The following is a 13,291-nucleotide window of genomic DNA, read 5'->3' as shown; positions in this document are numbered from 1 at the left end:
CGCCTGACCGTCGGCGCGTCGGCGCGTCGGCGCGTAACACCTACATCCGGTCCGGAGAAGACCCTGGCCGCCGGCGCGCGGGACCTGACCACGACCTATGCCCACATGCTGACGAAACGGAGTTCCATGCGCACCATCGGCCTCATCGGCGGGTTGAGCTGGGAATCGACGGTGATCTACTACCAGATCATCAACCAGCGGGTGCGCGAGCACCTCGGCGGCAGCCATTCCGCCGACAGTCTCATCTGGTCGGTCGACTACACGACCGTCGAGGACCTCATCTTCGCCGACCGCTGGGACGAGGTGAGTGCGTTGCTGACGGGCGCGGGCGGGAAACTGGAGGAGCTCGGCGCCGAGGTCCTGCTCATCTGCAGCAACACCTTCAGCCGGGTGAGCGACGACGTGGCGCGGGCCGCGAGCGTGCCCGTGCTGCACATCGCCGACGCCGTGGGCGCGGAGGTCCGCGCCAGGGGGATGCGCAGGGTCGGCCTGCTGGGCACCCGCTTCACCATGGAGCAGTCCTTCTACCGGGACCGGCTGGCCGCCCACGGCTTCGACGTGGTCGTCCCGGGGCGGGAGCAGCGGGAGCTGGTCCATCGCGTGATCTTCGACGAGCTGGTGCGCGGGGTGATCCGGGAATCGTCCAGGGACGCGTACGCCCGGATCGTCGCCGATCTCGCGGACGACGGGGCCGAAGGCGTCATCCTCGGCTGCACGGAGATCGAGCTCCTGATCAGTGAGAAGGACACCGCCATCCCGCTGCTGCCGAGCGCCCGGCTGCACGCGGAGGCGGCGGCCGGCTTCGCGCTGGCCGACTGACGCGCCCCCGGTCGCGGCACGACGACGTCCCTATCTCTGGTCCCCGTTCTCGCTCGCCTGGCCCACGCCAGGGTGGGGTCGTCGTCGTGGTGGCGTGCCGCCGTTGCCCGGACGGTACTCGAAGTGCCACCACTCGTTGTCGTAGATGCGGTAGAGGTCGTGGCACGCGCCGTGCTCCTCCAGCCAGCGCGCGCCTTCATGGGGGCGTACGTCCAGCGCGATGCCCTTGACGTGGTTGGACTCCGCCGGTGGGAGCACGAGCATGCGTGCCGAGGCCGGGGAGCCGGACCGTCGTACCTCCTCTTCGAACATCCGTAGTTGGACGAGGGGGTCGCGGTATCCCGAGGTGAGGCCGATGAGCTGGCCGTGCCGCCAGAGCGCCTCCGTGCGCGCCGCGGTGAACGCCGCCATGGCCCCGGCGGTCAGCCCGGTGAGGTCCTCGGCGGGGAACCGCATCCCCAGCGCCCAGCGGCAGGCCGTCTCGCGGGCCCGGCCAGGATGGCGGACGTACGCCGCGGGCAGCAGGAGCACGGCGAGCACCAGCGTGACCGCGGCGTACAGCCGGTCACGGGGCCGAGGTGGGATGGTGCGTGGTTCGTTCATGACGAACTACGATTGGCGTCCAATATGCGTGCGTTGTCCGCCGCAGGTCACCGTTTCTCGATGGTGGCCACCGCCGGCGCGACCGTGACACAACCATGACACGGCGCGGACGAGGCGGAGACACGGCCGGTCGACAGTGGACGTGTGGACCGGCGGGCGAGTTACGGAGCGTGCTGTTGATACTCGGCGGCGTGTCGCGAGTGTTGTTGATCGAGGACGACCCGGCCGTGCGGGAGGGCCTTGAGCTGGCCCTGACCCGGCACGGGCACCGGGTGCGCGCGGTGGAGTCCGGCGAACAAGGGCTGGACCGGCTGCGTACGGACCTTCCCGACGTCGTCGTGCTCGATCTGATGTTGCCGGGCATCGACGGGTTCGAGGTCTGCCGCCGCATCCGGGCCGCCAGGGAGCTGCCGATCATCATGCTGACCGCGCGCGGCGACGACATGGACGTGGTGGCCGGGCTGGAGGCGGGCGCCGACGACTACGTGGTCAAGCCGGTGCAGCCCAGGGTGCTCGACGCGCGCATTCGCGCGGTGCTCCGGCGGCTCGGCCGGGACCAGGCGGAGCTGGAGCGGCACGGGGACCTGACCATCGATCGGGCCAGCCTGGTGGTCGTCAGGCACGGCGTGCCGGTCAGCCTCGCCCCGACCGAGCTGCGCCTGCTGCTCGAGCTCTCCGGCACGCCGGGCCGGGTGCACAGCCGCCAGCAACTGCTGGAGTCGGTGTGGGAGCACGGGTACTTCGGCGACTCGCGGCTCGTGGACGCGTGCGTGCAGCGGTTGCGCGCGAAGATCGAGGACGATTCGGCGGCGCCCGTCTACGTGCAGACGGTGCGTGGGTTCGGATACCGGTTCGGGCCGGTGTGAGCCGCCGGTGTGAGCCGCCGGTGATACCTCGGCCGAGCCTGGGGCTGCGTGCCCGGTTGTTGTTCGCGTTCGCGCTGCTGTCCGTGGTCACCGCGGCGGCGGTGGCCGGCGGGATCTACGTTCAGGCCCGCAATGACATCCTGCAGCGAACCCAGGATGCCGCGGTGCAGGCGATGACGAGCCGACTGGAGACGCTCTTCCCGTTGCGGACCGCGACACCGGGCCCGGCCGAGCTCGGCGAGATCGCCGCCACCGTGACCGATGGGGACAACTCGGCGATCGCCGTCTACCACGGGATGCACTCGCTGCTCCGTCCGCGGCCGGGGGCGCCCGACCCACCACCGGGGGGCCTCAGGCCGGGCGGGGCCGCGCGGATCCTGGATCCCGGGGCGATTCCACCGGCGCTGCGGCGGGCCGTGGCCGGCGGTGACCTCGCGTGGAAACGTGTGGTCTGGCAGGGCGAGCCCATCCTGCTCATCGGCACGCCGTTGCTGATCGTCGAGCGGGACCGGACGGCGCGGATGTCCGGCATCGAGGTCTACAGCGCGCGCAGCCTGCTTCCCGAACAGCGCAGCATCGACGGGCTCGCCACCTCCGCCTGGCTCACCGGCGGGGCGGCCTTGGCGTTCGCGATCGTCCTCGCGCTGCTGGCCACCCGTGGCGTGCTGCGCCCGGTGCGCGAGCTCGGCCGGGCGGCATGCCTGCTGGGCCAGGGCGAGATGCGGACCAGGATCGCGGTCCGCGGCACCGACGAGCTGGCCGCCGTGGCACACACGTTCAACCACACCGCCGCGGAGCTGGAACGGCACGTCGAGCAGCTCCGCGAGATGGAGGCCGACGCCCGCCGGTTCGTGGCCGACGTGTCCCACGAGCTGCGCACCCCGCTGGCCGCGCTCGCCGCGGTCGCCGACATCCTCGACGAGGAGGCGGCCCGGCTGCCCGAGCCGGCCGGCCGGGCCGCCAGGCTGGTCAGCCAGGAGACGCTCAACCTCACCGGGCTGGTGAACGACCTCATCGAGATCAGCAGGTTCGACTCCGGCGTCGCGGCCCTCGTGCCGAACGAGGTCGACGTGGCCGAGCTGGTGCGCTCGACCCTGCGGACCCGGGGCTGGTCGGAGCAGGTGCGTACCGAGCTTCCCGCCGCAGTGACGGCACGGCTGGACCCGCGCCGGGTGGACGTCATCCTCGCTAACCTGGTCGGCAACGCCCTGCGGCACGGCGAGCCACCGGTGTCGGTACGGCTTTCCGACGACCCGCACTGGATCACCCTCAAGGTCCGCGACCACGGACCGGGCCTGGACGAAGTGGTGCTGCCGCACGTGTTCGACCGGTTCTACAAGGCCGACGCGACCAGGGCCAGGTCCGAGGGCAGCGGGCTCGGCCTCGCCATCGCGCGGGAGAACGCGCGCCTGCACCGAGGCGACCTCACCGTCGCCAACGCCCCGGACGGCGGCGCCGAGTTCACCCTGCGCCTGCCACGCCGGACACCCGATCCGGACGGAGGCCCCGCGTGAGAGCCGAGCTCACCCGCCGCCTGTTCACCCGCCGCCTGTTCACCCGCCGGGTGCTCGCGTGGCGGGTGCTCGCCGTGGGCCTCGTGTCGCTCGTCGCCGTGGCCGGCTGCGGCGTGCAGCCCAGCGACGTCATCCGGGCCGGCGACCCGCCGCGCGGACACGTCGTGCCGGCCATGACGATCACCCTCTATCTGGTGAGGAACGACCGGCTCAGCGCGGTGACGCGGCCCGGGGATCGTCCGATGTTCCCGGCGGACATGCTCGCGCTGCTGGCAGCCGGACCCACCGCGAGGGAACGGGCGCGCGGGCTCACCACCGAAGTCCCGCCCGAAGCCGGCCCGTTCGAGGCGACCGCCGACCCGGCCGGCCACCTGGTGGTGACCTTGTCCGTTCCGGCCGGCGAGCTGTCCGCACTGGCCGTCGAGCAGATCGTGTGCACGGCCGCCGTGACGGCGCCGGTAAGCCCCGCCCAGGTCACCGTCGTCGGCGCAGGACAGAGCGTCGGCCCCCGGACCTGCCCAGGGTGACGGCAGCGGCATCGCCATGGCCTTGGGCACCTTGCCGCGGTCGGGCCGATGTGGGTCCTGGACATCTTGCCGCGGTCCGGCCGATCTGGGGCTTGGGCACCTTGCCGCGGTCCGGCCGAGGTGCTCAGCGGGTCCTGGTGGCGAAGGGGCCGCCGTCGCCGAACGCGAGCCGCCCGAAGTTCTCGCCGATAAGGCGGTGCGCCGCGGGGTCGGGATGGACCTCGTCGGGCAGCGGGAACGCGGCGTAGTCCTTCTCGCCGTACAGGTCGCGGCCGTCGAGGTAGTGCAGGTTCGGGTCGTCGGCCGCCCGCTGCTCGACGATGCGGGCGAGCTCGTCCCGGATGACGTTGAGCGTCAGCCGCCCGGCGGCGCGATCGGCCGGATCGCCCGTGGCCTTGAACCGCAGGGTCCGGCCGTCGAAGTCGGGCATGAGCGGGCCGGGGGTGTCCTCCTGGATCGGGCACAGGATGGGTGACACGACCAGCAGCGGGGTGGTCGGATGCCCCTCGCGGACGGTGTCCAGGAAGCCGTGCGCCGCAGGGGTGAAGGCGCGCAGGCGCATCACGTCGCCGTTGACGACATTGATGCCGATCTTCAGGCTGATCAGGTCCGCAGGGGTGTCCCGGATCGCACGGGCGGTGAACGGGTCCAGCAGCGCGCTGCCGCCGAACCCCAGGTTGACCAGCTCCACCCCGCCCTGGGCGGCTGCCAGGGCCGGCCAGATGGCGCTCGGGTGGGTGGCGTTCGAGCCGTGGCTGATGGAGCTGCCGTGGTGCAGCCACACCTTGCGCCCCCGGTCCGGCGCCGGCTCGATGGGGGCATCGGTGCGCAGGGCGATCAGCTCGGTGATCTCCGTGTGCGGCAGCCAGATCTCGACGTCCTTGTCCCGCGCCGGCAGGCCGGTGAACCGGGCGGTGCCGGCGAGCCCCTCGGTCAGCTCGGCGGTCTGCGTGACCATGTCGATGATCGTGCGCACGTTTCCGCCGGCCACCGTGGCCTGGGCGGCGAGACGGCCGTCGACCAGCAGGTCGTACACGCCGTCCGCCGGGGCCGGGAACCCCCGGTAGACCCGCTTGGTCGGCAGCGTGTCCAGCTCGATGGTCGTGGCCCGGGTGCGGAAAGCCAGCCGCACGCCGGAGGGCTGGGCCTCGGCCACGGCCAGTTGGTCGTCCGGGATCTGCCGGCGAGCTCGGGCGGGCAGCCGATGCGGCAGCAGCCCGTGCGCGGTCGCCTCCACGTCGAGGTGACCGCGCAGGATGTCCACGGTGACAGGTGTGGTGATCCAGTCTTGCTCGGGGTTCATTGCCTCAGCCTCTGTCAAGATCTCCGCTATCAGACTAATATTATTATGCATTTACCTAATACTTTTAGGCAAATCGGCCTGCGTCGCGTAGTGCCAGAAGGGCCGGACGGCGATGGCCGCGATGAGGACGATCACGAGGCCGAGGATGGCCGTTCCCGACCATGCGATGGTGAGGCCCATGGCCGAGGCCATGATTCCGGCTCGGAGGTCGCCCATGCCGGGGCCGCCGGCGACAACGACGGTGTAGACGCCTTGCATACGCCCGCGCATGTGGTCGGGCACGTAGGTCTGCAGGATGGTCTGCCGGTAGACGGCGCTGACGAGGTCGGCTCCGCCGGCGAGGACGAGCAGCGGGACGGTGAACCAGAGGGTGTGGGTGATTCCGGCGAAGGCGATGGCGGCGGACCACAGGGCCACGGCGATGGTGAGTGCGACACCCTGGCGTCGCACTCGGCCGATCCATCCGCTGACGAGCCCGGCGAGCAGCGATCCGGTGGCGATCGACGCGTACAGGAGGCCGACGCCGCCATGGAAACGCGTGGCGGCGGCTTCGGGGAAGAGCGCCTCCGGCATGGCGAACAGCATGGCGATGATGTCGACCATGAACGCCATGAGCAGAACGGGCTTGCCACCGAGGAAGCGCAGGCCGTCGATGACGGCTCGGATGCCGATGCGCCCCCCGGGTGCGAGCGCGGCTCGGGGCAGCGGTGGCAGCCGGAAGACGGCGTAGAGCGCTGCGGTGAACAGCAGCGCATCGATGCCGTAGGCGTACGCGAAGCCGTTCGGAAGCATGATCAGCGCACCGGCGATGAGCGGGCCGAGGACCTGCCCGACGTTGCCGGCGGTGTAGGTGAGTGCGTTGGCCGCCGGGATCAGCTCGACAGGCACGAGCGCGGGGATGATGGCGCCGCGAACGGACGCGGAGACCGCGAAACCGGCGGATTGGACGGCGACCAGCACGAGGATCAGCCCCACGGACTGCACGCCGAGAGCGGCCTGCGGCAGCAGAGCGAGCGTTCCGGCCCAGGTCAGGGCGGACGAGCAGAGGTAGAGCAGCCGCCGGTCGGCCAGGTCGGCGAGAGCTCCGCCGTAGAGACCGAAGACGACCATCGGGACGAGCATCGCCAAACCCACGAGGCCGACGTCCAGGGACGAACCCGAGATCGAATAGACCTGGACGGGGACGGCGACCCGCGTCACCGTCGTTCCGATGACGGCCGCCGCCTGCCCGAGGAAGGTGCGGCGGTAAGCCGGAAAAGCCAGGGGCCGCGTGTCGACGATCGCCTGCCGAAGGCTCCCGAAACGGTTCATGCATTGACGTTCTCGCCCGCGGGGAGGGTTGCGCTTCCGATAATCTGACTAGATATGTTGCAAAGCCGCCATCATCACGTGCCCGGGGAAGTGATCCACGGGCATCGGCATGACGACCACCAGCTCATCTACGTCGCTCGTGGAGTCCTCGCCGTACAGACCGAGCATGGGGCGTGGGTGGCTTGCGCGGATCGCGCGGTCTGGGTCCCCGCCGCCGCCTGGCATGAGCACCAGGCCTACGGCGACACCATCGCCCACACGCTGATGTTCCCGGTCCAGGACCCTCCGCTCCCCGGTGATTCGCCGACCGTCGTCGCCGTCTCGGCCCTGCTGCGTGAGCTCCTCATCGCCTGCACCGAACCGGAGCTCACCGCCGGGGAGATCCATCGCATTCGTGCCGTGCTCGGCGATCGGTTGCGCCGAGCCGACGTCCGCGCCCTCACCCTGCCCAGCGCCCACGATCCGCGACTCGCGTACGCCTGCCGCCTCGTCCTCGACGACCTCAGCCGGCCCCGGACCATCGCCTGGCTGTCCCGGCAGGTCAATGCCAGCGAACGCACCCTCGCGCGCCTGTTCCGCACCGAATTCGGAACTACCTACCCTCAATGGCGTACGAACGCGCGCATCATCCACGCGATGATCCGCCTCGCCGAGGGCGCCACCGTCACCGAGACAGCGCACCTCTGCGGATGGGCCACGACCAGTGCCTTCGTCGACATCTTCGCCCGCACCATGGGCCAGACTCCCGGCTCCTACCGCTCCACCTCGGCCTCCTAGCCACGCTTCGCCGCGCCGTAGCGCAGCCCGTCGTACAGGATCGTGACGATGCGCAGCGCGTCGTCCTTCCAGCCTTTGGCGCGCAGGCCGCAGATGCCGCCGAGGGCGCGCAGCACGACGCGCCCGCTCATGCCGCCGCGGACGAGGCCGGCCGCGACGCCTGCGGCGAGAAGTTCGTCGAGGGCGCGGGCCATCTCGTCGCGCGCGTCGTCGAAGACCGGCGAATCGGTCGCCATGATGCTCTCCAGCGCCTCACCCATCCCTCTGCCCACGGCCGCATGCTCCACGAGCAGCAGCAGGAAGGTGCGCAGCGCTTCGTCCGGGGCGTGTCGCGTGAGCAGCCGGGCGGGGGTCGCGCAGAGCTCGGCGACCTCCTGGCGGTACACCTCCGCGACGAGCGCCTCACGCGTCTCGAAATGGCGGTACAGCGTGCCGACGGCCACACCGGCTCGCCGGGCGATCTCCTCCACGTGGGCATCCTCGTCGGCGAGGAGCGCCTCACGCGCCGCGACCAGGAGTGCTTCGCGGTTGCGGCGGGCATCGGCGCGCAGTGGACGTGATGACGACAACGGTCCTCCATAAGGTGAATCGGACTCCGTTTGTGTGTACAGTTACCGGAGTCGGGTTCACCTTACCGAAGGAGTACAACCATGACGATCGAGCACGAGAAGCTTCCCGGCCTGCGAGTGCTGGTGACCGGCGGCAGCCGGGGGCTCGGGGAGGCGACGGCTCGCCGCTTCGCCGCCGCCGGCGCCACCGTGCTGACGGCCTCGCGAACACCGCCCCCGGCGGACCTGCCCGCCACCTTCATCCCCGCCGACCTGCGCTCCGAGGAGGGGGCGGCGGAGCTCGGCCGGCGCGTGGTGGACAGCGTCGGAGGCATCGACGTCCTGGTCGACAACGCCGGAGCCGCGACCGCACCGATGCCCACCCTGAAACGGTCGGACGCGTCCTGGCTCGCCGACCTGGAGATGAACCTGCTCAGCGCGGTCCGGCTCGACCGGGCCCTGGTTCCCGGGATGGTCGAGCGTGGCTCCGGCGTCGTGGTGCACGTCTCCTCCATCGCCAGCCACCTCCCTCAGTCCGCCGAGGCGTCGTACGCGGCATCGAAGGCGGCGCTCAACGCCTACAGCCGCGAGCTGGCGACGGCGGTGGGCGAGTACGGCGTACGCGTGGTGTGCGTTCTGCCGGGCTTCGTCGTCACCGAGGGCGCGGTCGACCATCTTCAGCAGCTGGCCGACCTCCAAGGCGTGGGCGTCGACGAGGTCAAGCAGCAGATCGTGGACCATCTGAAGGTGCCGATGGGGCGCCCCGGCGAACCCGAGGACGTCGCGGAGATGATCGCGTTCCTCGCTTCCGGGCGCGCCAAATGGCTCACCGGGGCTCAGTTCCGGGTCGACGGCGGCATCATCCCCGTGGTCTGAGCCGCCCCCGTACGCGCTTCGAGGAGAACCCACGGAAGGGGCCTGCGCGGGGTTCTCCCAAGCCCCGCCTCTCGGAAAGGAGGCGTGGCCGGTCAGGACTTCGGCGAAGCGAACGGATTGGCGTCGGCGTGGTGGTGTCCCCAGACGTCCGAGACCCCGAAGTCGTGCGGCGTCCAGTCCTCGCCCACGTCGATTCCGCCGCAGCCGATCTCGAGATGGAACCCGCTGGGGTTGCGCACGTAGAACGAGATCGCCTTGTCGTTCATGTGCCGGCCGAGGCTGATCGAGATCGGCACCCCGTTGGACTTGGCCCGGTCGTACGCGCGCCCGACGTCGTCGATCGAGCCGTGTTCGAACTCGAGGTGGTGGATCGACGGCGCGTCCGCCTTCGCGAGCGCGATGCTGTGGTGGGTGGGGTTGCAGCGGAAGAAGAACAGGCCGGGGGCCCGGTAATCGGTCAGTTTGAACTCGAGCACCGACTCGTAGAGCTCGCGGAGCTCGTCGAGCTTCGGGCTGGCCAGGACGAAGTGGCCGAGACCGGTCGTGCCGTGAAGCGGACCGTCCCGGCGCGCCTTGGCCTCACCGACCGCCAGTTCCACGCGGTAACCGACCGGGTCGGTGAACCAGCGGAGACGGGTGGCGCCGCGCAGCTCCACCTCTTCCGGGGAGCCGTCCTCGACGGCGAAGCCGGCGTCCGTCAGCCGTTGGCTGAGCCTGTCGAGCTCGCGCGGCGAATCGACGATCCAGCCCAGCTCGTGCGGGCTGTCCTGGGTGGACGGGTAAAGGGCCACGCGGTATTTGAACTCGTCGAGTTCCGCCAGAGCGACTTCGTCCGTGCCGAACTTCACTCGGGTGACACCGATGCCCAGGGTGCGCCCGAGCAGGTCGGTCCAGGCGTCGACGTCTGTGACGTTGAGTCCGACGTAACCCAGCTTGCGGATACCCACGGTGTCATCCCTCCGATGGGGCGGCGGCTGCTCCGCCCTGCAGAAACTCGCGAACAATGTGGTTGAACTCGGGTGCGCGCTCGTACTGCACCCAGTGCCGGCAGTGCGGCAGCACGCGGAGCTCCGCGTTGGGTATGCCCTCAAGGATCTTGGGCGCCCAGGTCAGCGGAACGGTCTGGTCCTCCCGCCCCCAGACGAGCAGCGTGGGGGCGGCGATGAGGGCCAGGTCCGGGGTCAGGTCGCCGAAGTTCGGGGGAATCGGCAGTTCGGGGTGGGCCCGGAGGCTCGACTCGTACCGCTCGTCGATGAGGGACTCGGTCGCCAGGGTCTCGTCGAACACCATCAGCCGCACGAACTCGGCCATCGCGGCACGCGACGGCTTCTCGGCCGCCATATAGGCGAAGAGGCGGTCGAGCCCGATCGGCCACGCCGGCGCGTCCACCGGGAGAACTCCGCCCGGGGCCATGAGGACGAGCCGGTCCACCCGGTCGGGATGGCGCATCGCCATGCGCATCGCGACGGCGCCGCCGTAGGAGTTCCCCACCAGGTGGGCGCGTTCGATCCCGAGAGCCGTCAGCGCGCGGCTCACCCGTTCCGCCGCGTGGAAGATCAGCGGCTCGTCCGTCGCGGGCCGCGGGGAGCTTCCCCACCCAGGGAGGTCCACCACGATGTTCCGATAATCCTCGAAGGCCGGCAGGTTGCCGCCGAAATTGCTCATGCCCGTGGCCCCCGGCCCCGAGCCGTGCAGCCACACGACCGGGGTGCCCGACCCGACGTCGGTGTAGGCCAGCCGCGCGTCCCCAACATCCAACGTGCTCATCGCTCTGACGCCTCCTGTGTATGTAACGCTCACTATACAGAGGTCGGCGGCGTCGGGCCAGGGGCGCGGGCTCAGCTGCCCGCGTTCGTCGGAAGCCGGCGAGCGCGGAACAGGCACTCAGCCCGGCCGGTCAGCGGCCGTAGGCTTCCAGCAGCCGCAGCCAGACCTCGCTGACCGTGGGATAGGCCGGGACCGCGTGCCACAGCCGGTCCAGGGGCACCTCGCCGACCACGGCGATCGTCGCCGCGTGCAGCAGCTCCGCGACGTCCGGGCCGGCGAGCGTGAAGCCGACGATCACCTTCCGGTCCTCGTCGACGACCATCCGGGCGTCGCCCCGGTATCCGTCGGCGTGCAGGGCGGCGCCGGCGATGGCGCCCAGGTCGTAGTCGATGACCCGGATCCGCAGTCCGGCGGCCTCGGCGGCCGCGGCGGTCAGTCCCACCGAAGCGATCTCCGGCTCGGTGAAGACCACCTGAGGGACCGCGCGCTCGTCGGCCGTCGCCGCGTGCCGGCCCCACCGGCCATCCTCGACCGCTTCGCCCTTCGCGCGCGCCACGATGACGTCCCCCACGGCCCGAGCCTGGTATTTGCCCTGGTGGGTGAGCAGCACGCGCCGGTTCACGTCCCCGGCGGCGTAGAGCCACCCGTCATCGATCGGCGCGCCGTCCGGCCCGACGACCCGCATCGTGTCGTCGACCGCGAGCCAGGCGCCCGGCGTCAGGCCGACGTGGTCCAGCCCGATGTCCTGGGTGTTCGGGGTACGGCCGACCGCGACGAGGAGTTCGTCGGCCTCGATCTGCCCGCCGTCGGTGAGGGTGACGTGCACCGTGCCGTCGTCGTCGCGCTGCACGGATCCGGCCTCCGCGCCGAGCCGGACCGAGACACCCGCGTCGCGCAGCGACTCGATGACCCGTTCGCCGGCGAACGGCTCCGCCAGGGGCAGCACACCGTCACGAGCCAGCATCGTCACCGAGGCGCCGAGCGCGGCGAACGCGGTCGCCATCTCGGCCGCCACCACGCCACCGCCGATGATGGCGAGCCTGCGGGGAACCGCGGTCGCGGCGACCGCCTCCCGGCTCGTCCACGGCGCCGCCTCGCGCAGACCGGCGAGGTCCGGGACCAGCGCGCCGCTTCCGGTCGCGATGACGACGGCGTGCCGCGCGGTCAGGGTGGTCTTGACGGCGTTGTCGCCGGTCACCTCGACGGTCCGGGCGGACGTGATCCGCCCCTGTCCGCGGTGAAGCGGAATCCCCACCTGCTCCAGCCAGGCGACCTGCCCGTCGTCCTTCCACTGTGAGGCGAAGGAGTCGCGACGGTGGAGGACGGCGGCCACGTCCAGGTCACCCGTGACCGCCTCGCGTGCGCCGGGCACCTGCCGGGCCGCCCGGAGCGCCGCCGCGCTCCGCAGTAACGCCTTGGTCGGCATGCACGCCCAGTAGGAGCACTCACCTCCGACCAGCTCCCGCTCGACGATGGCGGCGCTCAGACCGCCCTGCACCACCCGGTCGGCGACGTTCTCCCCGACCGGGCCCGCACCGATGACGATGACGTCGTACGTAGTGGCGTCCATGTCACTTTCCCTTGGCGGCGCGGCCGAGGCGCAGCGCCGAGACGAGGAAGAAGATGCCGCCGAGGACCGCGTAGCCGGCCACGTTGGTCAGCATCGGATTCGGCGCGGAGGCGCCCAGGTAGAACGACGACCCGGCCAGCACGGAGATGCCGCCACTGAGGATCATCGGCCACTGGCCGCCCATCGAGCGCCGGCTGACACCCACGATCAGCTGAACGATCCCGGAGACGATCGCCCAGACGCCCCACACCCGCAGGACCCCCGGCACCCCGGAGGTGCCGGCGACGGCCAGGCCGGCGGCGGCGAGAAGGCTGACCGCGATGTTCACGTACAGTCCGCGGGCCGGGCCGGTGGTGCGGGACGAGCGCGCGTCCACGACCGCCGCGGCGACGTCGAACAAGGGGTAGAGGACGATCAGGGCGATACCGAGCGGCCCGAGCTGCGACGCGGTGACGACCAGCAAGGCCGCCCAGACGATGGCGAACCCGAACCGCACGAAGTACAGCCGGCGCAGAGCCTGCGCGATCCCGCTGGTAGCGGGTGAGTCAACGGTGGTCACGATGATCCTTTCAACGGTGGGGCGAGGGGGAAGAACGCTCGGCGTCGGGCGCGAGAGTCCCGGTGCTGCGAAAGCCGCCAAAGCCCCCTACAAGACCGAACGTTCTATCTTGTTTGAGTATGGCACGTTCATGCGCGCTGTCAAGACAGAACGTTCTCTCTTGTCCGTTGGGCACCACGGAACGCCGCCGAGAGGATCACGGTCCTCAGGACTGTGATCCTCTCGGCGGGCACAGGTCACCCACTGGCCCC

14 protein-coding genes are annotated in these 13,291 nt (G+C 70.9%); 6 read left to right on the top strand and 8 right to left on the bottom strand.

The annotated features are described in order from the left end of the window. The first annotated feature begins 126 nt into the window (after window positions 1-126). Window positions 127-819: an aspartate/glutamate racemase family protein gene (locus tag IEY87_RS03285; protein WP_189136938.1), complete on the top strand. Its 693-nt coding sequence runs from the start codon at window positions 127-129 to the stop codon at window positions 817-819. Between the two features lie 30 nt (window positions 820-849). On the opposite strand, the gene vanY-N is transcribed toward IEY87_RS03285, so the two are convergent. Beyond that, a complete protein-coding gene (gene vanY-N / locus IEY87_RS03280) occupies window positions 850-1,422 on the bottom strand; it encodes a D,D-peptidase/D,D-carboxypeptidase VanY-N (protein WP_189136937.1) in 573 nt (190 codons plus the stop codon). 191 nt (window positions 1,423-1,613) lie between these two features. Here vanY-N and IEY87_RS03275 point away from each other — a divergent pair, with 191 nt between their 5' ends. The 3 genes from IEY87_RS03275 to IEY87_RS03265 are packed head-to-tail and all read left to right on the top strand — an operon-like array spanning window position 1,614 to window position 4,329. Continuing rightward, window positions 1,614-2,288: a response regulator gene (locus IEY87_RS03275; RefSeq protein WP_189136936.1), complete on the top strand. Its 675-nt coding sequence runs from the start codon at window positions 1,614-1,616 to the stop codon at window positions 2,286-2,288. 20 nt (window positions 2,289-2,308) lie between these two features. Then, window positions 2,309-3,802: an ATP-binding protein gene (locus IEY87_RS03270; RefSeq protein WP_189136935.1), complete on the top strand. Its 1,494-nt coding sequence runs from the start codon at window positions 2,309-2,311 to the stop codon at window positions 3,800-3,802. After that, window positions 3,799-4,329, top strand: a complete 531-nt coding sequence (locus IEY87_RS03265) for a hypothetical protein (RefSeq protein ID WP_225276791.1) — start codon at window positions 3,799-3,801, stop codon at window positions 4,327-4,329. Before IEY87_RS03270 ends, IEY87_RS03265 begins: the two co-directional genes overlap by 4 nt. A gap of 124 nt (window positions 4,330-4,453) precedes the next feature. Here IEY87_RS03265 and IEY87_RS03260 read toward each other — a convergent pair whose 3' ends face one another. Together IEY87_RS03260 and IEY87_RS03255 are read right to left on the bottom strand one after the other, a co-directional pair. Next, window positions 4,454-5,632 carry a GDSL-type esterase/lipase family protein gene (locus IEY87_RS03260; RefSeq protein ID WP_189136934.1) on the bottom strand — a complete coding sequence of 393 codons (1,179 nt, stop codon included), beginning with the start codon at window positions 5,630-5,632 and terminating at the stop codon, window positions 4,454-4,456. A 51-nt stretch (window positions 5,633-5,683) separates the two neighbouring features. Further along, on the bottom strand, window positions 5,684-6,943 hold the full coding sequence (locus IEY87_RS03255; RefSeq protein ID WP_189136933.1) for an MFS transporter: 1,260 nt from the start codon (window positions 6,941-6,943) through the stop codon (window positions 5,684-5,686). 78 nt (window positions 6,944-7,021) lie between these two features. Between IEY87_RS03255 and IEY87_RS03250 the strand changes: the two genes are divergently transcribed. Next, window positions 7,022-7,720, top strand: a complete 699-nt coding sequence (locus IEY87_RS03250) for an AraC family transcriptional regulator (protein WP_225276792.1) — start codon at window positions 7,022-7,024, stop codon at window positions 7,718-7,720. Here IEY87_RS03250 and IEY87_RS03245 read toward each other — a convergent pair. Then, window positions 7,717-8,289, bottom strand: a complete 573-nt coding sequence (locus IEY87_RS03245; RefSeq protein WP_189136931.1) for a TetR/AcrR family transcriptional regulator — start codon at window positions 8,287-8,289, stop codon at window positions 7,717-7,719. The two genes, IEY87_RS03250 and IEY87_RS03245, sit on opposite strands and share 4 nt — an antisense overlap. An 81-nt stretch (window positions 8,290-8,370) precedes the next feature. Between IEY87_RS03245 and IEY87_RS03240 the strand changes: the two genes are divergently transcribed. Further along, entirely contained in the window at window positions 8,371-9,144 is a 774-nt protein-coding gene (locus IEY87_RS03240) for an oxidoreductase (RefSeq protein WP_189136930.1), read from the top strand. A gap of 92 nt (window positions 9,145-9,236) precedes the next feature. Here the strand turns inward: IEY87_RS03240 and IEY87_RS03235 are convergent, their stop codons facing one another. From IEY87_RS03235 to IEY87_RS03220, 4 genes are all read right to left on the bottom strand, one after another. Beyond that, window positions 9,237-10,091, bottom strand: a complete 855-nt coding sequence (locus IEY87_RS03235) for a VOC family protein (RefSeq protein ID WP_189136929.1) — start codon at window positions 10,089-10,091, stop codon at window positions 9,237-9,239. Between the two features lie 4 nt (window positions 10,092-10,095). Further along, window positions 10,096-10,911 (bottom strand): alpha/beta fold hydrolase, encoded by an 816-nt coding sequence (locus IEY87_RS03230; protein WP_189136928.1) that lies wholly within the window; start codon window positions 10,909-10,911, stop codon window positions 10,096-10,098. A gap of 130 nt (window positions 10,912-11,041) precedes the next feature. After that, on the bottom strand, window positions 11,042-12,481 hold the full coding sequence (locus tag IEY87_RS03225) for a dihydrolipoyl dehydrogenase family protein (protein WP_189136927.1): 1,440 nt from the start codon (window positions 12,479-12,481) through the stop codon (window positions 11,042-11,044). A gap of 1 nt (window position 12,482) precedes the next feature. Continuing rightward, window positions 12,483-13,040, bottom strand: a complete 558-nt coding sequence (locus IEY87_RS03220) for a hypothetical protein (protein ID WP_189136926.1) — start codon at window positions 13,038-13,040, stop codon at window positions 12,483-12,485. Window positions 13,041-13,291 lie beyond the last annotated feature (251 nt).

The sequence above is a fragment of the Nonomuraea glycinis genome (assembly GCF_014646515.1).
Taxonomy (GTDB): Bacteria; Actinomycetota; Actinomycetes; order Streptosporangiales; family Streptosporangiaceae; genus Nonomuraea; species Nonomuraea glycinis.
The sequence above is the reverse complement of the archived record's forward strand: the minus strand, read 5'-3'. Positions and strand labels throughout refer to the sequence as shown.

What these genes read in the sequence shown, in the direction of transcription:
- IEY87_RS03285 (WP_189136938.1), top strand. Translation starts at nt 127, where the DNA reads ATGCGCACCATCGGCCTCATCGGCGGGTTGAGCTGGGAATCGACGGTG.
- vanY-N (WP_189136937.1), bottom strand. Translation starts at nt 1,422, where the DNA reads ATGAACGAACCACGCACCATCCCACCTCGGCCCCGTGACCGGCTGTAC.
- IEY87_RS03260 (WP_189136934.1), bottom strand. Translation starts at nt 5,632, where the DNA reads ATGAACCCCGAGCAAGACTGGATCACCACACCTGTCACCGTGGACATC.
- IEY87_RS03255 (WP_189136933.1), bottom strand. Translation starts at nt 6,943, where the DNA reads ATGAACCGTTTCGGGAGCCTTCGGCAGGCGATCGTCGACACGCGGCCC.
- IEY87_RS03240 (WP_189136930.1), top strand. Translation starts at nt 8,371, where the DNA reads ATGACGATCGAGCACGAGAAGCTTCCCGGCCTGCGAGTGCTGGTGACC.
- IEY87_RS03230 (WP_189136928.1), bottom strand. Translation starts at nt 10,911, where the DNA reads ATGAGCACGTTGGATGTTGGGGACGCGCGGCTGGCCTACACCGACGTC.
- IEY87_RS03225 (WP_189136927.1), bottom strand. Translation starts at nt 12,481, where the DNA reads ATGGACGCCACTACGTACGACGTCATCGTCATCGGTGCGGGCCCGGTC.